Below are 25,310 nucleotides of genomic sequence, written 5' to 3'. Positions count from 1 at the left end.
CGTTGATATTCGTCACCCCCCGGCGCAAGGCTTCATCCACCTTAGTAAAGCTGTCGGCATTTTCAATCTCGCTTGTAGCTTGGTTTGCATAGTTATTAACTGTTCTAGTGGCATTATTTCGCTCCACAGACGAAAGGTTTCTATTCTGATTAAGACTATTATTTTTACGTTGTTTAGCTTTCTCTATTTCATTCTTAGCATCACCTTTTGCCTCAACATATGTTCTACTATGCCATTGGTTTACCAGAAATATTTCGGCTCCTTCTTTCCCTCTCAAACCTACAGCATAGTCTAATTTTTCAATCTTACTATTCCCAATAGTGTCAAATGAAAACGTAAATTTTTTATCATTATTCGCCAATTCAAAATAATACAACTCTCCCGAACTCGAGTCAATTTGATTGAACTTTGCATCTGAAATTTGTTGATTTTCCGGACTTTCAGCTTGTCTTTCATAAGGGTTGAAAGTCCCTCTAGGACCTTTCCTTGCCAAATCGTTTAGACTTCCAGCCGGCATTGGATTAATTGTGAACCTATTATTAACACCACTAGACTGAGGGGTTCCTTTAGTAACCCTACCAAATCCTGAACGGGATTGCTTTAATAGATTTAAAATACTACTACTATTTGGAGACGTAGATGTACTTCCTCCACTTTTTTCTGTTATAGTCAAGCCATCTGAATTGATTTTGAAGCTTTGACCCGAAGGTATAGTAAACCAGACCTGAGTATTCCCAGGCATCCTCCTATGACCGCTATTAATCTCAAATACCCAATGAAAGCCATCATTTGTTGGTGTTACTGTAGCTTTAATATACTTTTTAGCCTCTGATACATATGCCGTAGAATTATCCCTATAACGTCTGTCTGAGAAGAATACATAGGTATACTTATCATAAGGAGAATTTCCCTCGTTACCTGACCTTTCAAAGTAGCTTTCTCTAGCTGTTTTAAATTCTTCAGAGTAGTTTTCACCAGCTCTTGCCGCCCTTGCAGACCTTCCACTATAGTTAGCATTACGAAAGGCAGAGTAGCCACCATCACGTGGTTCGATAGTTACCCTTCTAGTTGTAGCATCTTCCCCGTATTTGCTTTCCAGCACTCCTTCGATAAGGTCTCGAGATTTTTTAAGATCTACCAGAGCAGCATCAAAATCTTCTTGGTTGATAGTCTCTCCCTTAGAGAAGGCTTCATTAAACTTATCAGCAGCTGCTTTTGCTGCTTGGATTTTACTTTCTTCAGCTCCCTCTTTTTGAAGTCGTTTATAAATAAATTCCAACTCATCTTTTAGTTTATAGGCTCCGTCACCTTGATTGCTATAGGTTGGGAGTTCTTGTCGACTAGGATTTTCACTAGTTTCAGTTTTTTCTGAGTTGCCTACAGTTTCTGGGCTAGTCTGGTCTACAGCTGGTGTAGCTTGACTCAGATTGCCTCTTTTACGACGCTTTCCGCTAGTTGCTTGCTCGGTCACAGCCCCCTCTGGAGCAGTAAGCCCATGATTTGTCAGACTTGCTTCTTCTGAGACTGTAGAGCTTGGTAACAACGGATTCAAGGCTTGGTTGACACGACGAATTAGGTCTTCCATGAGTCTTACTTGCTCATTAACCTGCACTTGCGTTGCATTTGGATTCTCTAAGACTGCCTTAGCCTTTGCGAGACCTTCTTCGACTTCAGCGTGGAGAGCTTTCATGGAATCTAGGGTTAGATTTGCCAACAAAGCTTCGAGGGTGCCTTGGGTCGATTTGGCTGCTGTCTTAGCAGCAGTAAGAGTTGATTCTTCTCGCTCTTTTATTTCTCCTACTTGAGGACCTTCTTGACCGACAGGAGCAGGTTTAGATCTATCTAGCTCTTGCTCTTGATTTGCTTCCTCAGCTTTAGTACCTTGCGCTTTCAGCTCACCCGCAGGCTTACCTTCAGCTGGCTGTTCGAGCACAGTCTCCTTCCGCTCCCCTTCATCCGACTCCTGCGGATTCCCATCTGAATTTCCAGAAGGTCCAGCAACTACATCACTGGCTGTTGCCGAAGATATTGCAGGCGCCTGCGCTTGCACCCCATTTGCGAAAAACATCAATGCCGCAACCGCAACACTAGCAGCACCAAAATGGTATTTACGAATAGAATAACGGAAAATTTTCTCTCCGTTATCCTTATTGCTTTTTTTAAACATAAGCATAAATCCTTTCCTAGTCTGAAAGCTTTCTCGAGTTTAAAAAACACCTTACATACTGACAGACGATAATATATCAATTATATAGTAACACTTCTGACACACAAATCAACCCACTCGCTGACAGGATAGAGTCAGGAAATGCAAGAAGAAAACGGTATTTCATATATATATATATATATATATGTATGCTCATATAAAACCTTTGATACAGCCTGTTTTCTTAATGAATAGATATCAGTTGTAATATATTTATCTATGCACAGCGCTTTCTATGCCAATATTACGTTATTGTTACATTTTGATTACACAGACATTTCAAAAGATATGATAGAAGCCTGAGTATTTTATAGTAATCTTCTCTCTATCAACTAGGTCAACCAGTTGAGTGTTACACCCTATCCTCAGCAAAGGAAAAACCAGCATGGACAAAATGACACTTCTCACAGCGAAAAAACTTTATGAATTTGCTACAACTAATAAACAGTGATTTCGGTCACTGTTTTTATTTTGCCAAAATAGCCTTTTTGACAATAATGCCTTGCATCCACCCTCCCTATTATTCAAAAAAGCGCTTTTTTTAACAATAGGATTGTAATTTGGGTTTCTAATCGTTCAAAATGCGTGTTTTTGCAAAATAGAAATACAAACTCTAATTTGTTGACGTCAACAAAGTCGGCAACCAAGCGCTTTATAAAGCTATTTGTTGAAACCAACAAGTCAATTCAAGACAAACAAAAAACCGCAAACCTGAGCTTGCAGAAAGTTTTTTATAACCATTTAATTTCTTTCACATCTGTTTTACGAACTTTAGCATATTTCTTAGCGCTTGTAAAATGTAGAGTAACCGGTTTAAACACTCCACTTTTATCTCTTCGTAAACCTAAAATTGCGGATCTTTTGTTTCTATCTTCAAAAAATATGACGCCCAACTTCATAGTGTTTTTAGATAAATCTTTGGCTAGGATACAACAACTTGTTATCTTAGAATAGAAGATATCACCGATAAAACTATACAAAGATATCCTTTCTATAACATCGTTGTACATGGGATTATTTTTATATTCTTCCAAAATAAAAACACCAGCTTGAATAGCAGGTATTGTTTGACTAGCATAATCTCGTGTGATTTTGTGCAAGCCAAATAAGTGATGTAAATCAGTCAAGCAAAAATCTACTTCGAAAGTCTCTAAATGCTTATAATTCGTTGATACTTGACATGTTTTTCCATCGAATTTCTCTTGATAATCTAAAATACAATCAAGTAATTTCAACGACAAACTCCATATTTTCTCAAAATAAAAAAAGCACGGGGCAGTTCTCACTACTGCCCAAAGTGGATGATTAGAGTCGGCTTCTCTAACTCCCTATGTTGTGCTTATTAGGCTTATCGCAAGGGAACAGTTTTTAGCTCTGCCAAGCCACATAGCGTGCTTACTACTATGTGTCCATGTCTCCATGGATTGCCGAGCGGTTTAACGACGTTTTGGGAGTCGGGATAACGAGAAAAGTGATACTTTTACGTTTTTTCCAACTTAATTATGACATCTTTCTTTAAAAAAGTCAATATTTATCGCTTTCTTTAACGAAAAAAATCCCACAAGAACGAATCCTGTGGGGAGATACACATTTTAGAAAAGCTTTCCTTTATTCTACTATTTTTCTTGTATTTTATCATTCAGTATGATAAAATACAAGTTTTTTGATAAAATAACCAAAAACTACTCGCTATCCCCTCTCATATCACCCTACATATCGTTTGACATGCGACTGATAGTTCAGGGAAACTTCAAGGACAACTTTTCTCTCATCCCCTATGTAGGTCATTTCTACTCTTATAGGCTCAATTTGACACTTTTCTTCTTCGAAGTGCTCATATGCCTCCTGAATAGTGAGTTCGATTTATCCAAATCTATTTTTGTCTATTTTGATGAACACTTCCACGAAGATAGTCTGAAAAAGAAGCCGCCCCAATTTTCCTTCTCTTTTTAAGCATATTATTCCAGATATGATTGCCCTCTTGTTCAGTAATAAATTGCGCTTTAAACGCTTCAACCAGTATATCTCCTGTTGTCATATGTTCTAAAGAAAATTCTTCTACATATGGTTGAACATCTCTTAGATTATTACTTCCTAATATCCCATTATGCTTTTTCGCTAAGGAAATAGAAGCCGCTTCTCCCTTACCAATAACCTTGTTACTATCATGATTTCTTGTTAAATTTCTATATAATTCGTATTCTTCACTTCCAATGTCTATGCTCACAATCTCAGCCGAACCCTTAGCTACCAACTGGTCTATCCTAGATTTTAAATGGGGGATTGTAGGTATATTGATTTCATCATACACCTCTTGTGGAATAACAATTTTACCCGAATAGAGCTTTTCTAAAAGATATTCAGTGCCAACCCATAAAAATGCTGAAATACAATCTGTATCAATAAATACACGACTAGTCAAACGACAACTCCCCCTCTTCATCTAGCCCATATACAATATCATATCTGAAAGCATCTAGTAGCAGTTCCTCATACTTCCCTTGCGAAATTCTGTTATTTTCTAAAAGTTGTTCAGTCGATTTAATATAGTGTCCTAATACCATTTCCTTTTTACTTTCTGACAAAGGACGATATAAACTTGTATCATAGCCTAATCTTGAAGCTGTCTCTATAACACTAATATCCATATTTTTAATTTCTTCTGCGTCAAGGTATCCATCATTCCTCAATCTATATAACATAGCTTTATGACTGATACCATAAAACTGACCTAATTTTATAATATCTTCTACTTCAAGATGAGTTCTATTGGCATTTTCTCTGATTTCCTCAACCATCCTATACAGTGAAGATGGGGAAATTAAAAAATAAGAAGCAAACTGATCCGCTTTTCTTTCAGTTTCATCTCCTTCACCAATCAAGATAAGACTGACTGAACTATTCTTCACCTCATCATAATAAAGATGATACAGTTCATGTGCTAAAGAAAATCTTTGTCTTCCTAATGACATGTCTGAATTGATTACAATGAGACTGGACTGAGTTCCTTTATAACAGACTCCGCTAATATTCTTTCCGAGTCCATAAAATACCAGCGTCAAATTTTCTATCTTTTGTACCAATTTAAAAATATCTATCGGCGCTTCACCATCAGCTCCCAACTTTTTTCTAAGATTTGAAGCTTTATTACTTAAATCCATTTTATCAATCATTTATTTTGTCTCCAATAGCTGATCTATCTCAAATTGATTCAATACAATTTTATTGATTTTCGCTAAAACTTTAAGATCTTGGTCTACTATTTTATTTTTTCTAAACGATATGACACACTGTTGTTCAGCTTGTTCGCCAAACAAAAGATATTCAACCGTACAGCAAAACAGGGCAGATAGTTTCTCAATAACATCCGACGTGATATTCCTTTCACCTTTTTCCATTTTGGCAATCATGCTTTGATTCAAAGACAAATATTCAGCAATCTTATCTTGAGTAAGATTTGAAGATATTCTAAGTTCTTTTATTCTTTTTCCAACATCACATACATTTATCATATTCATACACCTCTCATAAAAAGAATAGCACACTCTTGTCATAAAGTCAATTTTTTAAATAAAAAAATTATGACAAAACAAGGAAGCAATTTATTGATGTTGCTTAAAAATCCAAAAGTGATGATAGTAAACCTATTTGATGAGTTCCTATCAAAAATCATATCTTCAACCTCAAAACAGTACTTAAAGCTATCCGACTCGGTTTACATTGTCAAATTTAGATTTTATTTGAGCATAACTTTCTAGTTTGCTTTTTGATTTTTATTTAATATAGTAGCAAAAATTGAAGGAAATATCTCCACAAGAAAACGCATACTATTAAGCTTTTTCAAGACCTAATAATATGCGCTGTTCTGATTTGAAAGACATTCCATTATTATTTTACTGTTATCAAGCCTTCAGGCTCGACTGTAAATTCTGGTCTGTCTGCTATCGTGCCATCTTCTTTAAGGTAATACCAGCCATCATTTGATTTGACAAAGGCATTAGAAACCATGTCCCCATTTTGACTATCAAGATAGTACCAAGTCTCCTTGTATTTGATCCAGCCTGTTTTCATAGCACCTTCTCCATCGAAATAGTACCACTTCTCAGCGATTTTCTTCCAACCTGTAGCCATTTCGCCTGACTGGTCAAACCAGTACCAGTTGCCGTCTATGTGCTTCTTCCAGCGGTCTGCAAGCATATAGCCTGAACCGTCAAAGTAATACCAGGTACCATTGACTTTCTCAAACTTATCTTTTGGATAAGAACCATCTGAGTGTACATACCAGGTACCAGTATCGTTCTGTTGCCATCCTGCTTCAATCGTCAAGCCGTTTTCAATATCCTGCTTGAATTGCTCACGGCTAATACCCCATTTGGCAAGATAAGGATAAGGGTCAACATGATCTGAGTTATTATTGGGTTGGTTATTGGTGCAATATTCGTGTGTCTTGATACCTGCCAAGTCGTCTGTATCAAGTGTTTTAGGTATCCCAGCCTCGTCTGCTAGATTGCGCAAGAGTTCGATATAGAGACGATAGTCAATCAGAAACTCTTCTTTCGATTCATGGCTTTCAATCAGTTCAACTTGCGCATAACCTTCTGCATTCCAACCACCACCAACATCCCAGGCACCATTATCAACAGGTCCTACCTGCATAATACGACCATTACCGACTACGTGAGAAAAGAAGCCCAATTCAGGATCTTTTCTGTAATGGTAGTCAGCCTCATTTTGCACCGTTGAGTTACGGTTGCCTGTGGAATGGGCATGGACTTGCCTATATGGTTGCACGCCGACTTGAGGCAAATCTGTTCTTAATTTACTCACATCAATTTCCATATTCTACTCCTTATCAATTAAGACAACTCATTTTTTACAATCCAGAACTAGAAACTCCTTTATTTCTACCTCACAAAGAAGACAAGCTTAGTCACGATTGGGCTTATAGATAGAACTGATTAAATCAGATCAAAGCGCACTATTCCGATATTGTGAATAGGATTGACAAAGTCTATATTCTATCTACAATAACACCCCAGACTAAAAAGCTTTTCAAAAGTACATTTTTACAGTCTCTATATATCCTGTTCATAAATACTATACTTTATTATATCATATAAAAAAGTCAAAAGTCTGTTAAACTCTATTTTCAACACCAAACTAAACACAAGTTTTTTCGATTTTCACTAGAGGAAAGAGATTTTATTCAGCAAATCGAGCTATGATGACACTTTTGTTGCCAATATGGTCTTGCCTTCTTTTATCAAGGGGTGACGAAACAGTGAGAAATACAGTTGAATGGTCATGGCAACCCAGATAAGGGGTTCGCAAAGAATAACTCCCTTATAGCCTGCCCAAGGGATAATCAGGACCACAAAAGCGATTTTCCCGATTAGTTCTATAAAGCTGGAAACCAGCGGAAGGATTTTTTGCCCCAAACCCTGCAAGCAATTGCGATAAATCAGCAAAAGACTCAAAATAGGATAAAAGGCTGAACTGATTTGCAAGTAGAGGCTTCCATTTTCTACCAAGTAACTATCCGTCGAACTAGCCAAGAAGGAAACCAAGGCTGGACTGGCAAAAAAGAGGAAGACACAAACAAAAACTGCCCAGGACATACTTAAACGACTGCCGATTCGAAGTCCTTGAACAATGCGGTCTGGGCGCTTAGCACCTAAATTCTGAGAAGCAAAGGTCGTCATCGAAGCAGAAATAGCGGTCATCGGAAGAAGGGCAAAAGCCATAATGCGTCGAGCTGCCGTCTGGGCACTAATAATCACTGCACCAAAGGTATTAACAGAAGACTGTAAAATTACACTGCCGATGGACACAATCGAACTCATCAAGCCCATAGCCAAACCTTGCTCCAAGAGATCCGCGTACAAGGCCTTATCCCATTTGAAATGCTTAAGCTGAGGCAAAAGTTCTGGAACACTCTTACGAATATAGTAAAAGCAGAGAACCGCTGATAAACCTTGCGAAATGATGGTAGCAAGTCCCGCGGCTTGAACTCCAAGATGCAATTGCGTAATAAAATAGAGATCCAGAACCACATTAACCAAGGCAGAGAAAATCAGAAAACCAAGCGCAGCCAGACTATCACCAATGGATCTCAACAAACCTGCAAACAGATTATAGGCAAAGCTGACACCGACACAGGTCACAATCATAGAAATATATTGATAGGATTGAGGGAGGATTTCAGCAGGGGTATCTAGGTACTGTAAAAGAGGATACAAACCAAGAAAACCCAGCAACATAACCACAATACTCAACAGAGCACCTAAAATCCAGGTGGCTGCTACTGCTTCCTTTATTTTAGTGAAATTCCGAGCCCCGTAATAACGGGCAATGACAATCCCCATGCCATTGCCAACACCAAGAGTAAAACCTACAATCAGGTCAAAAATCGCTGTCGTCGCCCCTACCGCAGCCAAGGATTCTTGACCTAGGAATCGCCCAACAATCAAGACATCAGCAGTGTTATAGAATTGCTGAAAAATATTGGATAGCAAGATTGGGAAGGCAAAACTCACAAGCGAGGGAAGAATAGGACCATGTATCAGGTCCACTGTTCGTTTTTTATTCATAAGGCTATTATATCAGCTTTCTAGTGGAGCGACAAGAAACAGCAAACTATAGGCAATCTGAATTCTTGAACAAAGAATCGAAAAAGCAGTGGATTTCTCCACTACTTTGACAGCTTATTCTTCAATTTCGATTTCAAGCTCATCGCCTAGGTCAAGAGTTACTTCTTCATTCACAGAGTCTACTTGAGCTGCTTCATCTTTTTTGTTTTCAGTATCTTGTTCTGACGCTTCCTCTCCATCAATCAAGCCAAATTTAGAACGGACTTGCTTATCAATTTCATCAAAGATTTCTGGGTGCTCTGCCAAGTATTTCTTAGCATTTTCAGAACCTTGCCCGATTTTCTCATCCTTGTAAGAGTACCAAGCTCCTGCTTTTTTGATGATATCCAAATCGCTTGCAATCTTCAAAAGCTCACCTGTCTTAGAAATCCCTTCTCCGTACATGATTTCAACGAAGGCTTCCTTAAATGGCGGAGCCACCTTGTTTTTCACAACCTTAATCTTAGTTTCCTTACCGACATTGGTGTCTTTCTGGTCACCAGTTCCCTTGATTTGCGTACTTCCACGAACATCCAAACGGACTGAAGCGTAGAATTTTAGAGCACGTCCACCAGGAGTTGTTTCTGGATTTCCAAACATGACCCCAACTTTTTCACGCAATTGGTTGATAAAGATGGCAATTGTTTTGGTTTTATTGATAGAAGCACCAAGTTTACGCATGGCCTGGCTCATCATACGAGCCTGCAAACCAACGTGGCTATCTCCGATATCTCCATCAATTTCCGCACGAGGTACAAGAGCCGCAACGGAGTCAACTACGACAAGGTCCACAGCACCTGAGTCAATCAATTTTCCTGCGATCTCAAGACCTTGCTCTCCTGAGTCTGGTTGAGACAAAAGCAATTCGTCAATATTGACCCCAAGGGCCGCAGCATAAGCTGGATCAAGGGCATGTTCCGCATCGATAAAGGCTGCAATCCCACCTTCCTTTTGCGCTTGTGCAACTGCATGAAGGGCAACTGTTGTCTTACCAGATGACTCTGGTCCATAAATTTCAATGATACGTCCCTTAGGATAACCACCTGAACCAAGGGCAATGTCAAGAGCCAAGGAACCTGAGCTCATCACTTGCACCTTTTGCTCGGCACGTTCACCCAAACGCATGATTGATCCTTTACCAAAGTCTTTCTCAATCAATTTAAGAGCGTCATTCAAGGCTTTTTCACGTTCTGCCCCGAATTTTTTTGAAATTTCATCTAATTTTTTTGGTTTTTTCGCCATTCTATTCTCCTACATTCTAATGGTCCTCAGACCTATCTACTATTATATCAAAAGTTAGTTACTTAATAAAGCCTTGCGAACTAGGTTAAAGGCATGCATAACCGCAATATGACGTACATCTGCTCGACTTCTGCCTCCAATATTCACCTTGATGACCTCAGTTCCTTGCTCTTGAGCCAAACCTATAAAGACTGTCCCAGCTGGGTGTCCTTCTAGGCTATCTGGTCCTGCCACTCCAGTCAAGCTAATGCCAAAATAAGATTGAGTCTTGATTCGTGCCTGATCAGCCATCTTCTGAGCTGTAAATTCAGATACCACACCATGGTCTTCCAAATCCTTGGCAGGAATATCCAACATCTTTGATTTTTCCTCCAAGCTATAGGTTACAAAACCACCATTAAATATACTTGAAGCACCCGAAAAATCCGCTACCCTAGCTTGGAAAAGACCCGCCGTCAAACTCTCTGCAGCCGTGATAGTTTTCCCTTGTTTTTTCAGTTCTTCTACCACAATGCTGGCCAAGCTAGCCTCCTCTCCATAACCATAACAGAGGTCTCGTAAAGAAATTCCTTCGAAAGTCTGGCGGTCCAAGATTTGATTTTCCAAGATATCCAGCGCTTGATTCGACTCTTCTTGACTGCTAGCCTTTGTTGACAGACGTAGAGTGACTTCTCCTGTCTTGGCATAAGGTGCTAAGGTCGGATCTGTTTGATTATCAATTAAATCAGCCAAAATGGTCACCAACTGACTTTCGCCAATTCCAAAGAAACGAAGAACTCGGGAATATAGCTTGCTTCCTGTCATTAACTTGGACAAAAGTTGATTTAAGACCATGGGTTTCAATTCACTTGGCGGACCAGGAAGGACGACATAGGTCACTCCTTCGACTTCTAATACTCCACCCACAGCCAGCCCTGTTTCGTTTGGCAGCGGAGTCGCTCCTTCTACAAGTTGAGCTTGTCTTTCGTTATTCGGTGTTCGGGCATAGTCTGGTCGCTGGGCAAAAAAGACATCTAACTTCTCCTGAGTCTGAGGATCAAAGACTAATTCTTTCCCTAAAAATTTAGCCAGAGTTTGTTTGGTCAAATCGTCCTCAGTTGGCCCTAAACCACCTGTCAAAATCACCAGACTGCTACGTTGACTGGCAATTTCAAGCAAAGACAAGAGACGGGCTTCGTTGTCTCCTACAGCCGTCTGAAAATATACATCTACCCCAATCTCTGCTAATTTTTCCGATAAAAACTGGGCATTGGTATTGACAATCTGTCCTGTCAAAATCTCTGTTCCAACAGCAATGATTTCTGCTTTCATATTTCCTCCTACCTATCTATTCGTATTTTTTTGAAAAAATCGCAGGAAATTTCCCACGATTGATTTTTTTATTTATAGTAAGAAAGTTAATTGTCTTCGTCACCAACAGGTGTTCGTCCAAATAAATCTTCAAATAAGACAACATTTGTTTCAAGCTGAGTGACTTCTTCTTGTCCCAAAGAACGTCTCAAAAGATTCTGCATTTCCAACATGTGGTTTCTCGTAACAATTTGATAAGAAACGCCTTGTAGCATCTCCCCTTCACCCTTCAACTGTTGTGTTTCAATGGTTTTAAATGAATCTTTGTAGCCCAACAAACTTGGAATACTTTTCGCAGATAAATCAATATTAGTCTGCATATTAGTACTTAGCGCTTTTAAGATAGGCTGATAGTGACTGACACTATTTAAACTAAGAACTTTTTCAACAACTTTTTGAATGACTTCACGCTGACGCTTCTGACGTCCGTAGTCCCCTTCTGGATCTTGATAACGCATACGTGAATAAACAAGCGCTTCTTCTCCATTTATTGTCTGTTCTCCAACGCCGATAGAAATGGTGTTAAATTCTTCTTGATCACTGATAGAAATCGGGAAACCTAGTGTATTATTGACCGTAATCCCTCCCACTGCATCGACCAATTGTTGCAATCCTTGCATATTAACCATAATGTAGCGATCGATATGGATATTCATCATGTTTTGAATTGTTTCTATAGCAAGTTCTGCTCCACCACCAGCATAGGCAGCGTTTAGCTTCGCTTCTTCAATACTACCATCTTTATGTTGAATTTTAGTCAGGATATCACGTTCCAAACTCATCATCATCGTTTTCTTTGTGTGAGGGTTAACAGTCAACAGAATCATGGAATCACTATTTCCAGCCCATTGATCTGTACGCTCTACGTTCCCAGTATCAACCCCCATTAACAGAATAGTCAAAGGCTCTGTTGCTTCAATAACCTTGGTTTCTTCTCCTATTTTTTTATAGGTTTTTGCCAAAGTCTCTGTACCTTGCTGATAAATGGTATAAGCAAAGACACCCACACCCAAAACTGTCACAGCTAGAAAAGCTAGCACCATTCCAATAATTTTTTTAATCATATTTCTACTAATCTATCAGTTTACCCATCAGGTAAACGTCGATAAATTTCCCTTCTTCTATATATGCCCCACGCTCTTGGCGACCTTCAATTACAAAGCCATGCTTTTGATAAAGATGGACTGCTGCTTGATTACGAGTTTGGACAGTCAATTGGAGACGACGCAGAATGCCACTAGCCTGCGCCCACTCTATCGCTTCTTCTATCAACAAACTTCCCAATCCATTATTCCAATATCTTTTTCCAATCACAATGAAGAGATCTCCAATATGACGGACTCTCTTGCGCTGGTCAGCTGTAATATTTACAAGGCCAGCAATTTTATCATTTAAGAATGCAAGTAAGGTTATCTGATTGTCCGAACTAGCTTGCTTGTTGAGGAATATTTCCATCTCCTCACTGGTCAAGAGAATACCATCTCTGTCCAGACTGGTAAAATCTGTCTCCAAACTTACACGATTTAAAAAGGTCACTAATTCAACAGCATCACCAGGTTCTGCTTCTCTAATGAGCAATTCATACTCCATGTTGAAGCTCCTCTAACAATTTCTCAGCACGCAACCCCTTTGCCTGGAAATTTAAACGGCGTCCATCTGCTTCTTTTAAAATTTCCAATTCTAAATAAGTATCGGGTAAGGCATCTCCTAAGAGATTCCCCCACTCAATAACAGTCACGCCTCCACCAAAGAGAAACTCATCCAAGTCAATAGAATCAGCGTCGCCCTCGATACGATAAACATCTAGGTGGTAAAGTGGAAGACGACCTTCATACTCTCTTACGATAGTGTAGGTTGGACTCTTAATCATCTGGGAAATCTGTAATCCCTTAGCAAGGCCTTTTGTAAAGGTCGTTTTACCTGCGCCCAGTTCACCAGTTAAGATTAAAACATCATTCTTTTCTAATAGATGACCCAAACGCTCCCCTAAGGCTTGCAGCTCTTCTTCATTTTTTGTGTACATATTCTTATTATACCAAAAACTTTTCTTTTGTGTCTATTTTCCTGCTAAACTTACCATCATAACCTCCATAAAAACAAGCTTTCTCTAAAAGAAAATGAGCGTAGCAATGACCAATACAAGATCTCGGAAAATATGACCATAAAAGGAAACTTCCTTCTTAACCGAATTTGGGACAAGATAGGCTGCAAAAAACAAACCCAGTCCAATATAAATCAGAAGTGAGACAATGGTCATTGGATTTCTTAAGAAAAGAAGTGTTACTAAAACAGTCACCAACACTGTCTTTTTTCTGTCTAGCATAGCAAGAAAATCACGCATGTATTTTTTCAAGGGTAAAAAAATCAACAAATCTAGCCCAAATAGAAAGAAAAAGGATGGCAATAAAAAGTCAACTAATTCTTGCTGCAGCGTATTTTTGATGAACAAGTTATCTGACAGGACAAGAACAGCGCCTAACAAATTAATTAAGAGCAGGATACTGTAAAAAAGCTTCACCGACTTCTTACTGGCTAGGACACTATGGACTTCTTGCTTACGGGTATAAAGATAATTTACTCCAGCACAGATTCCTGAAACAAAGACCATACTTCCGATGAAAAAAGCTGTACTTTGTTTAAAGGACAAGATGCATTCCTTCCATAGGAAACAGCTACTCAAACTGATTTGAATTAAAGCTAACAAAAATAAGATTCTCATTGATTTCATCTTTTCTCTCCTTTCCTACCAATCATTATACTAGGAGAAAAGAGAGAACTGTTTTCAATCTTCTCAAATGTCTCTTTTAGACGCCAAACAAACATGAGAGACTAATACTCAATGAAAATCAAAGAGCAAACTAGGAAGCTAGCCGCAGGTTGCTCAAAACACTGTTTTGAGGTTGCAGATAGAGCTGACGTGGTTTGAAGAGATTTTGGAAGAATATAAATTTGAAATAAGGCTGATAGTATTCATTTCACTATCAGCCTTACAGGTTATTTAACGTTTCAGAAAAACTATAATGTCAAGATTAACTAAACAGTATCTAATTCCTTCAAATAATTTTCTATCTTCATCAACATTAAAGGATTGTTATAAATCTTACATAACTCTCTTGCTTCTATATAATAATTTTTGACTTGTTCTTTGTCTAGAAATTTGGCTCCAGCATTTCCTACAAGAATAAGTAGAGGAGCCAGTTGGTAGCTTGTCTGTCTTTGTTTACAGAGTTCAATCGTCTCAAGAGCTTCTTGGATGGCTTCATTATATTTTTCCTTTGATACTAGGTAGTGAGCGTAGTTGTAACGAACTCTGATGTAGCCAAATAAAAACTCTTGATGCTCAAAATTTTTTGTCTGATATAACTCCATCAAATGAGAGTAGTTTGCCTCATATTCTTGTTCACGACCCACTAAGGAATAGAAATTAGATAGAGTATTCAACGCCTTTAAATAAATCAGAGTATTTGAGGAGACTTTTAATAATATATTTTCCAATGAAGAAATTGCCTCACACTTACTGTCATATTGATAGAAGTCAATAATAGCTTTAATCCATTCAAGGTAAGTTCGGTCTTCTAGTGTTAGAAAAGTACTTCGTTCAATCTCTATTCTATAAATATATTCCAAATTTTCATAATTTCTATCATCTAATAGGCGAGCAGATAATTGCTTGAAATTAGAGAGGTTAGATTTAATTTCAATTTGTTCATTAAAAAAATAATCTAATGGCACTTCAAGTCGTTGCGAGAGTTTGAACAAAAGGTCTGCGGAGGGAATGAAATGCCCTCTCTCAATTTTACTAATCTGGCTTTGTTCACAAATTCCTTCTGCAAGAGTTTGTTGGGAGAGACCTAACTCTTTTCTTTTCAATCTGAATTTCTCTGCGAGTGTATTCATTAAAGATAATAAACCTTCCTATTTGCTTAATTTCATTATAAAATTTTTAGTTCAAAATAGCAAGTTAAAGGAATAAATAATTCTTTATGGTAATAAACCCCCAAAAAAGTCAAAATATACATAAAAACTTGACTGATTTTCATATGTATGTTAGAATTAAGCAGAAAGAAAGGAGGTTCATAATATAAGATGAGGAGAAATCGTGGAATTAAAAAAATAGTTATATTTGTATTACTAAGTGTTCTTGCATTTGGTAATACAATTCCCTATCAACAGTTTGTTCAGAAGAATAGACAAATGGTAAAGTTTATAATTTCGCTTCATCTGGTGAGTGGATTTAATATTGGAGGTATATATAAATGAAACTTTTGAAAAAAACTATGCAAGCTGGACTAACAGTAATTTTCTTTGGTTTGCTAGCTACGAATACAGTATTTGCAGATAACTCTGAAGGATGGCAGTTTGTCCAAGAAAACGGTAGAACCTATTACAAAAAGGGGGACCTCAAAGAAACGGACTGGCGAGTGATTGATGGGAAGACCTATTATTTTGATTATAATGGCGAAATGGTTGTTGGTTGGCAGTACATTCCAATGCCAGTTAAAGGATATACAATTGGTCCTTACCCTAATGGTATCAGATTAGAAGGTTCCCCAATGCCAGAATGGTACTACTTTGACGAAAATGGAGTGCTACAAGAGTTTGTTGGTTGGCAAGAATTAGAGCTAAAATATTCCTTAACCGTTGGGAAAAAACATGGTGAAGGCTGGGAAGGTCCCGAAGTTCTTAAATTAGCATACTACTACTTTGATCAAGATCATTATTTAAAGACAGGTTGGCTTTATGATCAATCTAACTGGTATTACCTAGCAAAAACAGGAAATTCTGGGAATAAGAATCTTGGTGGTGAAAGACGTGTAGGTTGGATAAATGATGGTTCAGCTTGGTACTATCTAGATTCAGAAACTGGTATCATGCAAACTGGTTGGAAGCAAATTGGCAATAAGTGGTACTACCTCCGTTCATCAGGTGCAATGGCAATTGGTTGGTATCAAGATGGTTCAACTTGGTATTATTTAGATAATAAAAATGGTGATATGAAGACAGGTTGGGTATATGTTGGTAACCGTTGGTACTATCTCCGTTCCTCAGGAGCTATGGTAACTGGTTGGTATCAAGATGGTTCAACTTGGTACTACCTAAATGCAAGTAATGGAGATATGAAGACAGGTTGGTTCCAGGTTAATGGCAAATGGTACTATGCTTATAGCTCAGGTGCTTTGGCAGTGAATACGACCGTAGATGGCTATTCTGTCAATTATAATGGCGAATGGGTTCGGTAACGAATGCTAATCGTAACTGTAGTTGATACTTAACTTAGTAAAAAGGGATTTTTTCTACCATTTGTCAACTCTATCAATTTTTAAGAATTAAATGAGTCAAGACAGTAGCTATTCAGTATGTTTATCTACTGTAGTAGATTGAAGAAAAGCTAAGAACGAGAAAGGACGAAGTTAGTCCTTTCTTTTTTAAGTGACTATTAGTCCGTCTCGCACCTAACGGAGCGAGACAAACTAATAGTCACTTAATCAAAAAACGCACCATATCAAAAACTAAAAAATTTGATATTATGCGTCATGTCTTAAACTAATTAACTATTCTTTCTATTCAAATGAGCTTTTAACCGATTGATTGAGCCAATCAACTCTTAAAACCAAAGAGCAATTTCTCGCTTAGCTGACTCTTCTGAATCTGAACCATGTACAACATTTTGAATAGCTTGGTTTTCACTAGCAGCTTTTGCAAAATCACCTCGAATAGTCCCTGGTAAAGCTTCTTCTGGACGAGTCGCACCCATCATGGTCCGCCAAGTTTCAATTACTTTAGGACCAGAAATGATGCCCACAAGAACTGGTCCTGAAGTCATGAATTCACGAATCGGTGGGTAAAAACTTTGGCCAACCAAGTCCTGATAGTGCTGGTCAATTAACTCTTCTGAAAGCTGTGAACGCAACTCCAATTTTTCAATTATAAATCCACGTTGTTCGATACGTTTCAGCACTTCACCCACTAGTCCTCTTTTTACACCGTCTGGTTTAATGATAAAAAATGTTTGTTCCATCCCTGTCTCCTTTGTCAGCTTCTTTCTTTTATTTTACCACATTTCATGGAAAAATAGAGAAAGTTTTCAGAAAATAGAAAGAGAACCCGAAGGCTCTCTCATTCTTTTTTATTCTACTGTTTCTTCCACAGTTTCAACGGCAGCATCCACAACTACTTCTGTTGTTTCTTCGTTTCCTTCTTCCTCTACTGGAGGATTAAGGTATTCTTCTTCGTTGATAGCATGTGGTTCAAGGTTACGGTAACGGGCCATACCAGTACCAGCTGGGATGATCTTACCGATGATAACATTTTCTTTAAGTCCAAGGAGATGGTCTTTCTTACCACGGATAGCTGCATCTGTAAGGACACGAGTTGTTTCCTGGAAGGAAGCCGCTGACAAGAAACTATTTGTTTCAAGTGAGGCTTTGGTAATTCCCATGAGGACTGGTCGACCAGTCGCTGGAACTCCACCTGCGATAAGGACATCTTTGTTGGCATCTGTAAAGTCATTGATATCCATAAGGGTACCCATGAGAAGGTCTGTGTCACCTGGATCCATGACACGGACTTTACGGATCATTTGACGAACCATTACCTCGATGTGTTTGTCACCGATTTCTACCCCTTGGCTACGGTAAACTTTTTGTACTTCACCGAGAAGGTAAGTTTCAACTGACAAGACATCGCGAACTGCAAGGAGACGTTTTGGTTGGATAGAACCTTCTGTAAGAGCAGCACCACGCGCTACTTGGTCTCCAACTTCTACACGCATACGAGCTGTAAATGGAACGACATATTCACCTTCGCCAGTTTCACCCTTAACAAAGACTTTCTTAGTACGAGTTGAAGCATCTTCTTCGATAGCAGTAACTTGTCCTTTAACCTCTGTGATAACCGCTTCCCCTTTAGGGTTGCGGGCTTCAAAGATTTCTTGGACACGAGGAAGACCCTGAGTGATATCGGTATTTGAGGCAACCCCACCCGTGTGGAAGGTGCGCATTGTAAGCTGTGTACCAGGTTCCCCGATAGATTGGGCAGCGATTGTACCAACTGCTTCACCAACTTCAACCGCATCACCAGTCGCCAAGTTGATACCATAACAGTGACGGCAGACACCGTGACGAGTGTTACATGTAAATACAGAGCGAATAGTTACTTCTTCCACACCAGCATTGACAATCTCACGCGCCTTGTCTTCAGTAATCAACTCATTTGGACCGATAATCACTGCACCAGTTTCTGGATGTTTAACAGTTTTCTTAGTGTAACGACCGTTGAGACGCTCTTCGAGAGACTCAATCATCTCTTTTCCTTCTGCGATAGAGCGGATCAAGAGACCACGGTCTGTTCCACAGTCGTCCTCACGAATGATAACGTCTTGGGCAACGTCAACCAAACGACGAGTCAAGTAACCTGAGTCGGCTGTCTTAAGGGCCGTATCGGTCATACCTTTACGGGCACCGTGAGTTGAGAAGAACATTTCGAGTACTGACAAACCTTCGCGGAAGTTTGAAAGGATTGGCAATTCCATGATACGTCCGTTCGGAGCCGCCATCAGACCACGCATACCGGCAAGCTGTGAGAAGTTTGAGATGTTACCACGGGCTCCAGAGTCCATCATCATAACGATTGGGTTCTTAGGATCTTGGTTGGCAATCAAGCGTTTCTCTAGTTTTTCACGGGCAGCACGCCATTCAGCTGTAACAGCATTGTAACGCTCGTCGTCTGTGATCATACCACGACGGAATTGTTTTGTGATTTGTTCTACACGTTTGTGTGATTCTTCAATGATTTCAGCCTTGTCATCAACGACTGGGATATCGGCAATACCCACTGTCAATCCTGCAAGAGTTGAGTGGTGGTAACCGAGGTTCTTCATACGGTCAAGTAGGGCAGAAGTTTCTGTCGTACGGAAACGTTTGAAGATTTCAGCGATGATATTTCCAAGATTTTTCTTCTTGAATGGAGGGTTAAGTTCCAGTTTGCTGATAGCTTCCTTGATATCTCCACCAAGTGGCAAGAAGTATTTAGCTGGAACGCCTTCTGTCAAGTTGGCATTGTTTGGTTCTTGCAAGTATGGTAGACCCTCTGGCATGATGTCGTTGAAGAGGATTTTACCAACTGTTGTAAGCAATACCTTGTGTTTTTGCTCTTCTGTCCAAGGCTTGTTGAGGCTGTCTGTTGCGATACCAACACGTGAGTGAAGGTGAACATAACCATTACGGTAAGCCATAACCGCTTCGTCACGGTCTTTGAAGACCATTCCTTCACCTTCACGACCAGCTTCTTCCATAGTCAAGTAGTAGTTACCCAAAACCATGTCCTGAGATGGAGTAACAACTGGTTTACCATCTTTCGGGTTCAAGATGTGCTCAGCAGCTAGCATCAAGATACGAGCTTCTGCTTGAGCTTCTTCTGAAAGCGGTACGTGGATGGCCATTTGGTCTCCGTCAAAGTCGGCATTGTAGGCTTCACAGACAAGCGGGTGCAAGCGAAGTGCCTTACCATCAATCAAGACTGGCTCGAAGGCTTGGATCCCCAAACGGTGAAGGGTCGGTGCGCGGTTCAAAAGTACTGGGTGTTCTTTGATCACTTCTTCAAGGATATCCCAGATACGCTCATCTCCGCGTTCTACCAAGCGTTTTGCTGCTTTGACGTTTTGCACAATATCACGTGCAACGATTTCACGCATCACGAATGGTTTAAAGAGCTCGATCGCCATTTCACGTGGCACACCACATTGGTACATCTTAAGCGTTGGACCAACGGCGATAACGGAACGTCCTGAGAAGTCAACACGTTTACCGAGCAAGTTTTGACGGAAGCGTCCTTGTTTACCTTTAAGCATGTGGCTCAATGATTTCAATGGACGGCTACCTGGTCCTGTGATTGGGCGACCACGACGACCATTGTCAATCAAAGCGTCAACCGCTTCTTGAAGCATACGTTTCTCATTTTGAACGATGATACCTGGTGCATTCAACTCAAGCAAACGAGCCAAACGGTTGTTACGGTTGATAACACGACGGTACAGGTCGTTCAAGTCAGATGAGGCAAAACGGCCACCATCCAACTGCAACATTGGACGAAGATCTGGTGGAATAACCGGAAGGATGTTGAGAATCATCCATTCAGGTTTATTTCCAGACTTGTAAAAGGCATCCAAAACATCCAAACGACGAATGGCTTTGACACGCTTTTGTCCAGTAGCTGTTTTCAACTCTTCTTTGAGTTCAGCAATTTCTTTTTCAAGATCTACTTGTTTCAAGAGGTCTTGGATAGCTTCTGCACCCATCTTGGCAACGAATGATCCATAACCATACTCACGCAAGCGCTCACGGTATTCGCGCTCTGTCATGATAGACTTGTGCTCAAGTGGTGTATCCTTAGGATCAATCACCACATAAGCCGCAAAGTAGATAACTTCCTCGAGGGCACGAGGGCTCATATCAAGGGTCAAGCCCATACGGCTTGGAATCCCCTTGAAGTACCAGATGTGAGATACAGGAGCTTTCAACTCAATGTGTCCCATACGCTCACGACGAACTTTCGTACGCGTTACTTCAACCCCACAGCGGTCACAAACAATCCCTCTGTAACGAATGCGTTTGTACTTACCACAAGCACATTCCCAGTCTTTTGTAGGTCCAAAGATAACTTCATCAAAGAGACCTTCACGTTCTGGTTTCAAGGTACGGTAATTGATTGTTTCAGGTTTTTTGACTTCTCCATAAGACCATGAACGGACTTTGCTTGGAGAAGCTAGGGTGATTTGCATACTTTTAAAACGATTTACATCAACCACTATTTCTTCCCTTTCTATTCTAAGTGAACTGCTTTTTCTTACTCAGCAGCTTCTTCTGTTGCTTCCGCTTTTGTTGCTTTTTCAGCTTCTTCAGCTTCAAAGGCTGCTTTAGCCTCTTGGGCTGCTTTTTCGCGGGCTTTTTCAAGGTCATCTACGTGGATGACATCTTCGTCCATTCCTTCATCCAAGTCGCGAAGTTCCACTTCTTGGTCATCTTCGTCTAGGACACGCATGTCAAGACCAAGAGATTGCAATTCTTTGACAAGAACTCGGAAGGATTCTGGAACACCTGGTTTTGGAATTGGTTTTCCTTTTGTAATAGCTTCATAAGCTTTCAAACGTCCGTTGATATCGTCAGACTTGTAAGTCAAGATTTCTTGAAGGACATTTGATGCACCGTAGGCTTCAAGAGCCCAAACCTCCATCTCACCGAAACGTTGTCCACCAAACTGAGCTTTACCACCAAGTGGCTGTTGAGTAACGGTTGAGTATGGTCCGACTGAACGCGCGTGCAATTTATCGTCAACCATGTGGTGGAGTTTAATCATATACATGACTCCGACAGAAACACGGTTATCAAACGGTTCCCCAGTACGTCCATCGTAAAGGATCGTTTTGGCATCGCTATCCATACCAGCTTCTTTAACAGTTGACCAAAGGTCTTCAGAACTTGCTCCGTCAAAGACTGGTGTTGCGATGTGAATACCAAGGGTACGGGCTGCCATACCAAGGTGGAGCTCCATAACCTGACCGATATTCATACGTGATGGCACCCCAAGTGGGTTCAACATGATGTCGACTGGAGTTCCGTCTGGAAGGTAAGGCATGTCTTCTACAGGAACGATACGAGAGACAACCCCTTTATTTCCGTGACGTCCGGCCATCTTATCTCCGACCTTGATCTTACGTTTTTGAGCGATGTAGACGCGAACCAGCATGTTGACACCTGATTGCAACTCATCTCCATTTGCACGTGTAAAGATCTTAACATCACGAACGACACCATCGGCACCGTGTGGTACACGAAGAGAAGTATCACGCACTTCACGAGATTTATCTCCGAAGATAGCGTGCAAGAGACGTTCTTCAGCTGAAAGGTCTTTCTCACCCTTAGGTGTTACTTTACCTACAAGGATATCACCTTCTTTAACCTCAGCACCGATACGGATAATACCCATTTCGTCAAGGTCTTTAAGGGCATCTTCACCAACGTTTGGAATTTCGCGAGTGATTTCTTCAGGCCCAAGCTTTGTATCGCGTGTTTCTGATTCGTATTCTTCAAGGTGAACAGATGTGTAGACATCGTCTTTCACCAAGCGTTCGCTCATGATAACAGCATCCTCGAAGTTGTAACCTTCCCAAGTCATGTAGGCAACGATTGGGTTTTGTCCAAGCGCCATTTCTCCATTTTCCATAGAAGGCCCGTCAGCAATGAAATCACCTTTTTCAACAACATCGCCAACTTTTACGAGCGTACGTTGGTTGTAGGCAGTACCTGAGTTTGAACGACGGAATTTTTGGATGTGGTAAACATCCAATGAACCATCTTCACGACGAACTTCTACCTTGTCTGCATCTGCATAAGTAACTTTACCATCATACTGAGCAATCACAGCCGCTCCAGAATCGTGAGCTGCTTGGTATTCCATACCAGTACCAACATAAGGTGCTTGAGGATTGATCAATGGCACAGCCTGACGTTGCATGTTGGCTCCCATGAGGGCACGGTTGGAGTCATCGTTTTCCAAGAAAGGAATACATGCTGTCGCAACGGCAACTACCTGTTTTGGTGATACGTCCATGTAGTCAACAACATTCGCTGGATACTCTTGGTTAACCCCTTGGTGACGTCCCATGACAACTTTCTCAGCAAAGGTTCCATCTTCATTCAGACGAGAATTAGCCTGTGCTACAGTATATTCATCTTCTTCATCAGCTGTCAACCAAACGATTTCGTTCGTAACAACGCCTGTTTCACGGTCAACTTTACGGTATGGTGTTTGAACAAAACCATATTTGTTCAAGTGTCCGTAAGATGACAAGTTATTGATCAAACCGATGTTAGGTCCTTCAGGTGTCTCGATTGGACACATACGTCCATAGTGAGTGTAGTGCACGTCACGGACTTCATATCCAGCGCGGTCACGTGTCAAACCACCAGGTCCTAAGGCTGACAAACGGCGTTTGTGAGACAACTCAGAAAGCGGGTTGTGTTGGTCCATGAACTGTGACAACTGTGATGAACCAAAGAATTCTTTAACCGCAGCTGTTACAGGACGGATATTGATAATTTGTTGTGGTGTCAAGACTTCGTTGTCCTGAACAGACATACGTTCACGGACATTACGTTCCATACGAGAAAGCCCAAGACGTACTTGGTTGGCAAGCAATTCCCCAACCGCACGGATACGACGGTTCCCAAGGTGGTCGATATCATCTACACGGCCAAGTCCTTCAGCCAAGTTGAGGAAGTAGCTCATCTCAGCAAGGATATCTGCAGGAGTTACGATACGAACCTTGTCATCTGGATTGGCATTACCAATGATGGTTACAACACGGTCTGGATCAGTTGGTGCAACAACCTTGAATTTTTGAAGAACAACAGGCTCAGTCACAACCGCTGCATCATTTGGAATGTAGACAATCTTGTTCAAGTCGCCATCCAAATGGCTTTCAATGCTTTCAATCACGCTACGAGTCATGATTGTTCCAGCTTCTACCAAGATTTCGCCTGTTTCAGGGTCTACCAATGGCTCAGCAATAGTTTGGTTAAGCAAACGTGTTTTAACATTGAGTTTTTTATTGATTTTGTAACGACCGACAGCTGCCAAGTCATAACGACGTGGGTCAAAGAAACGAGCTACAAGCAAGCTACGTGAGCTTTCAGCAGTCTTAGGCTCACCTGGACGAAGACGTTCGTAAATTTCTTTCAAAGCTTCGTCGGTACGAGAGTCCATTGGGTTCTTGTGGATATCTTTTTCAACAGTGTTGCGAACCAATTCGCTATCACCAAAGATATCAAAAATTTCATCATCACCTGAGAAACCAAGCGCACGAACCAATGTCGTAAATGGAATCTTACGAGTACGGTCGATACGAGTGTAGGCGATATCTTTTGAGTCACTTTCAAGTTCCAACCAAGCTCCACGGTTAGGGATAACCGTTGAACCGTAGCCCACTTTACCGTTTTTATCAACTTTATCGTTAAAGTAAACACCTGGTGAACGGACCAACTGAGACACGATGATACGTTCACCACCATTGATGATGAAAGTACCCATTTCAGTCATGATTGGGAAATCACCAAAGAAAACTTCTTGGGTTTTGATTTCGCCTGTTTCTTTATTGATCAAGCGGAAGGTTACAAAAATTGGCGCTGAGTAGCTAGCATCGTGGATACGAGCTTCTTCTAGCGTGTATTTTGGTTCTTTGATTTCATATCCAACAAATTCCAACTCCATTGTGTCTGTGAAGTTTGAAATTGGCAATACATCTTCAAACACTTCCTTAAGACCGTGGTCTAGGAAAGCTTTGAATGAGTCAGTTTGAATTTCAATCAAATTTGGTAAGTCAAGAACTTCTTTGATTCTTGAAAAACTACGACGGGTACGATGTTTCCCGTATTGAACGTCATGTCCTGCCAAGATGATTCTCCTTTGTAAATAAGTTCCAAGCCTTGTCAATCAGGCTTTCTAATCGTCATATGGTTGTAAAACCCCTATCACCGTGTCCTCTTGACAAATTTTCAGAATCTTTAAGTCTTTGTTACAAGTACTCAAAATCCTGAAAAAAAGCACAAAAAGAGCAGCTAAATCTGACTTTTTCAGAAGATTTAACTGCTGTGAGTCTTGTCTGGACAATATTTCAGACAAAACCTACGACAAATGATTACTCATATTATACCCTATTTAGCTAGATTTTTCAAGGGGATTAACGATTTTTTGACAAAATCTTTTCCTATAAGAAATACTAGCTAAATCGTAGCAAAACCTGTTGCGATTTTCTTTTGTTTTAATTTTGAGAAAACGCTTGCATATTGTTTTACTACATGCTATACTGATATAGAAATTTATTAATT

18 protein-coding genes and 1 pseudogene are annotated in these 25,310 nt (G+C 40.1%); 2 read left to right on the top strand and 17 right to left on the bottom strand.

From position 1 onward, the window contains the following. The 14 genes and pseudogenes from O3636_RS05185 to O3636_RS05120 all read right to left on the bottom strand — a co-directional run. A partial coding sequence (locus tag O3636_RS05185; RefSeq protein ID WP_371642050.1) for a YSIRK-type signal peptide-containing protein occupies positions 1-2,173 on the bottom strand: 2,173 nt, incomplete at its 3' end. A gap of 764 nt (positions 2,174-2,937) precedes the next feature. Beyond that, positions 2,938-3,441 carry a PBECR4 domain-containing protein gene (locus O3636_RS05180; RefSeq protein WP_220041593.1) on the bottom strand — a complete coding sequence of 168 codons (504 nt, stop codon included), beginning with the start codon at positions 3,439-3,441 and terminating at the stop codon, positions 2,938-2,940. Between the two features lie 764 nt (positions 3,442-4,205). Next, a pseudogene (locus O3636_RS05175) lies at positions 4,206-4,628 on the bottom strand (hypothetical protein); the annotation flags it as partial. Then, positions 4,621-5,367, bottom strand: a complete 747-nt coding sequence (locus tag O3636_RS05170) for an ImmA/IrrE family metallo-endopeptidase (protein WP_345890305.1) — start codon at positions 5,365-5,367, stop codon at positions 4,621-4,623. The gene O3636_RS05170 and the pseudogene O3636_RS05175, both read right to left, overlap by 8 nt. Before the next feature lie 12 nt (positions 5,368-5,379). Continuing rightward, positions 5,380-5,724: a helix-turn-helix domain-containing protein gene (locus tag O3636_RS05165; protein WP_001056000.1), complete on the bottom strand. Its 345-nt coding sequence runs from the start codon at positions 5,722-5,724 to the stop codon at positions 5,380-5,382. Positions 5,725-6,094: 370 nt separating this feature from the next. Continuing rightward, a complete protein-coding gene (locus tag O3636_RS05160; RefSeq protein WP_371642048.1) occupies positions 6,095-7,045 on the bottom strand; it encodes an N-acetylmuramoyl-L-alanine amidase in 951 nt (316 codons plus the stop codon). Between the two features lie 380 nt (positions 7,046-7,425). Continuing rightward, on the bottom strand, positions 7,426-8,796 hold the full coding sequence (locus tag O3636_RS05155; RefSeq protein ID WP_261085584.1) for an MATE family efflux transporter: 1,371 nt from the start codon (positions 8,794-8,796) through the stop codon (positions 7,426-7,428). 114 nt (positions 8,797-8,910) lie between these two features. Next, positions 8,911-10,077 (bottom strand): recombinase RecA, encoded by a 1,167-nt coding sequence (recA, locus tag O3636_RS05150; RefSeq protein WP_261085586.1) that lies wholly within the window; start codon positions 10,075-10,077, stop codon positions 8,911-8,913. A 54-nt stretch (positions 10,078-10,131) separates the two neighbouring features. Continuing rightward, positions 10,132-11,388, bottom strand: a complete 1,257-nt coding sequence (locus O3636_RS05145) for a competence/damage-inducible protein A (RefSeq protein WP_371642046.1) — start codon at positions 11,386-11,388, stop codon at positions 10,132-10,134. Positions 11,389-11,474: 86 nt separating this feature from the next. Continuing rightward, positions 11,475-12,491: an LCP family protein gene (locus O3636_RS05140; RefSeq protein ID WP_371642044.1), complete on the bottom strand. Its 1,017-nt coding sequence runs from the start codon at positions 12,489-12,491 to the stop codon at positions 11,475-11,477. A gap of 7 nt (positions 12,492-12,498) precedes the next feature. Continuing rightward, positions 12,499-13,017 (bottom strand): N-acetyltransferase family protein, encoded by a 519-nt coding sequence (locus O3636_RS05135; RefSeq protein ID WP_371642042.1) that lies wholly within the window; start codon positions 13,015-13,017, stop codon positions 12,499-12,501. Further along, a complete protein-coding gene (tsaE, locus tag O3636_RS05130) occupies positions 13,007-13,450 on the bottom strand; it encodes a tRNA (adenosine(37)-N6)-threonylcarbamoyltransferase complex ATPase subunit type 1 TsaE (protein ID WP_000288238.1) in 444 nt (147 codons plus the stop codon). The genes O3636_RS05135 and tsaE overlap by 11 nt, the downstream gene beginning before the upstream one ends. Before the next feature lie 84 nt (positions 13,451-13,534). Continuing rightward, on the bottom strand, positions 13,535-14,155 hold the full coding sequence (locus O3636_RS05125) for a hypothetical protein (RefSeq protein ID WP_261075435.1): 621 nt from the start codon (positions 14,153-14,155) through the stop codon (positions 13,535-13,537). Positions 14,156-14,460: 305 nt separating this feature from the next. After that, positions 14,461-15,324: a helix-turn-helix transcriptional regulator gene (locus O3636_RS05120; protein WP_261085593.1), complete on the bottom strand. Its 864-nt coding sequence runs from the start codon at positions 15,322-15,324 to the stop codon at positions 14,461-14,463. 189 nt (positions 15,325-15,513) lie between these two features. Here O3636_RS05120 and O3636_RS05115 point away from each other — a divergent pair, with 189 nt between their 5' ends. Then, positions 15,514-15,687, top strand: a complete 174-nt coding sequence (locus O3636_RS05115; protein WP_023945399.1) for a PhrA family quorum-sensing system peptide — start codon at positions 15,514-15,516, stop codon at positions 15,685-15,687. Further along, positions 15,684-16,667, top strand: coding sequence for a choline-binding protein CbpJ (gene cbpJ / locus O3636_RS05110; protein ID WP_261075433.1), 984 nt, complete (start codon positions 15,684-15,686; stop codon positions 16,665-16,667). Before O3636_RS05115 ends, cbpJ begins: the two co-directional genes overlap by 4 nt. A gap of 365 nt (positions 16,668-17,032) precedes the next feature. Here cbpJ and ndk read toward each other — a convergent pair whose 3' ends face one another. The 3 genes from ndk to rpoB form a co-directional block, all read right to left on the bottom strand. Continuing rightward, positions 17,033-17,446, bottom strand: coding sequence for a nucleoside-diphosphate kinase (gene ndk, locus O3636_RS05105; RefSeq protein ID WP_371642039.1), 414 nt, complete (start codon positions 17,444-17,446; stop codon positions 17,033-17,035). A gap of 108 nt (positions 17,447-17,554) precedes the next feature. Beyond that, complete coding sequence (gene rpoC / locus O3636_RS05100; RefSeq protein ID WP_173253220.1) at positions 17,555-21,232, bottom strand: DNA-directed RNA polymerase subunit beta'; 3,678 nt, start codon at positions 21,230-21,232, stop codon at positions 17,555-17,557. Between the two features lie 38 nt (positions 21,233-21,270). Continuing rightward, on the bottom strand, positions 21,271-24,876 hold the full coding sequence (gene rpoB, locus O3636_RS05095; RefSeq protein WP_140832979.1) for a DNA-directed RNA polymerase subunit beta: 3,606 nt from the start codon (positions 24,874-24,876) through the stop codon (positions 21,271-21,273). Between the last annotated feature and the right edge of the window lie 434 nt (positions 24,877-25,310).

Source organism: Streptococcus sp. 27098_8_76, assembly GCF_041432315.1.
Taxonomy (GTDB): Bacteria; Bacillota; Bacilli; order Lactobacillales; family Streptococcaceae; genus Streptococcus.
The sequence above is the reverse complement of the archived record's forward strand: the minus strand, read 5'-3'. Positions and strand labels throughout refer to the sequence as shown.

Bases quoted from the DNA above. Each gene is read 5' to 3' on its own strand.
- O3636_RS05170 (WP_345890305.1), bottom strand. From the start codon at position 5,367: ATGGATTTAAGTAATAAAGCTTCAAATCTTAGAAAAAAGTTGGGAGCT.
- O3636_RS05165 (WP_001056000.1), bottom strand. From the start codon at position 5,724: ATGAATATGATAAATGTATGTGATGTTGGAAAAAGAATAAAAGAACTT.
- O3636_RS05160 (WP_371642048.1), bottom strand. From the start codon at position 7,045: ATGGAAATTGATGTGAGTAAATTAAGAACAGATTTGCCTCAAGTCGGC.
- O3636_RS05155 (WP_261085584.1), bottom strand. From the start codon at position 8,796: ATGAATAAAAAACGAACAGTGGACCTGATACATGGTCCTATTCTTCCC.
- recA (WP_261085586.1), bottom strand. From the start codon at position 10,077: ATGGCGAAAAAACCAAAAAAATTAGATGAAATTTCAAAAAAATTCGGG.
- O3636_RS05145 (WP_371642046.1), bottom strand. From the start codon at position 11,388: ATGAAAGCAGAAATCATTGCTGTTGGAACAGAGATTTTGACAGGACAG.
- O3636_RS05140 (WP_371642044.1), bottom strand. From the start codon at position 12,491: ATGATTAAAAAAATTATTGGAATGGTGCTAGCTTTTCTAGCTGTGACA.
- O3636_RS05135 (WP_371642042.1), bottom strand. From the start codon at position 13,017: ATGGAGTATGAATTGCTCATTAGAGAAGCAGAACCTGGTGATGCTGTT.
- tsaE (WP_000288238.1), bottom strand. From the start codon at position 13,450: ATGTACACAAAAAATGAAGAAGAGCTGCAAGCCTTAGGGGAGCGTTTG.
- O3636_RS05125 (WP_261075435.1), bottom strand. From the start codon at position 14,155: ATGAAATCAATGAGAATCTTATTTTTGTTAGCTTTAATTCAAATCAGT.
- O3636_RS05120 (WP_261085593.1), bottom strand. From the start codon at position 15,324: ATGAATACACTCGCAGAGAAATTCAGATTGAAAAGAAAAGAGTTAGGT.
- O3636_RS05115 (WP_023945399.1), top strand. From the start codon at position 15,514: ATGAGGAGAAATCGTGGAATTAAAAAAATAGTTATATTTGTATTACTA.
- cbpJ (WP_261075433.1), top strand. From the start codon at position 15,684: ATGAAACTTTTGAAAAAAACTATGCAAGCTGGACTAACAGTAATTTTC.
- ndk (WP_371642039.1), bottom strand. From the start codon at position 17,446: ATGGAACAAACATTTTTTATCATTAAACCAGACGGTGTAAAAAGAGGA.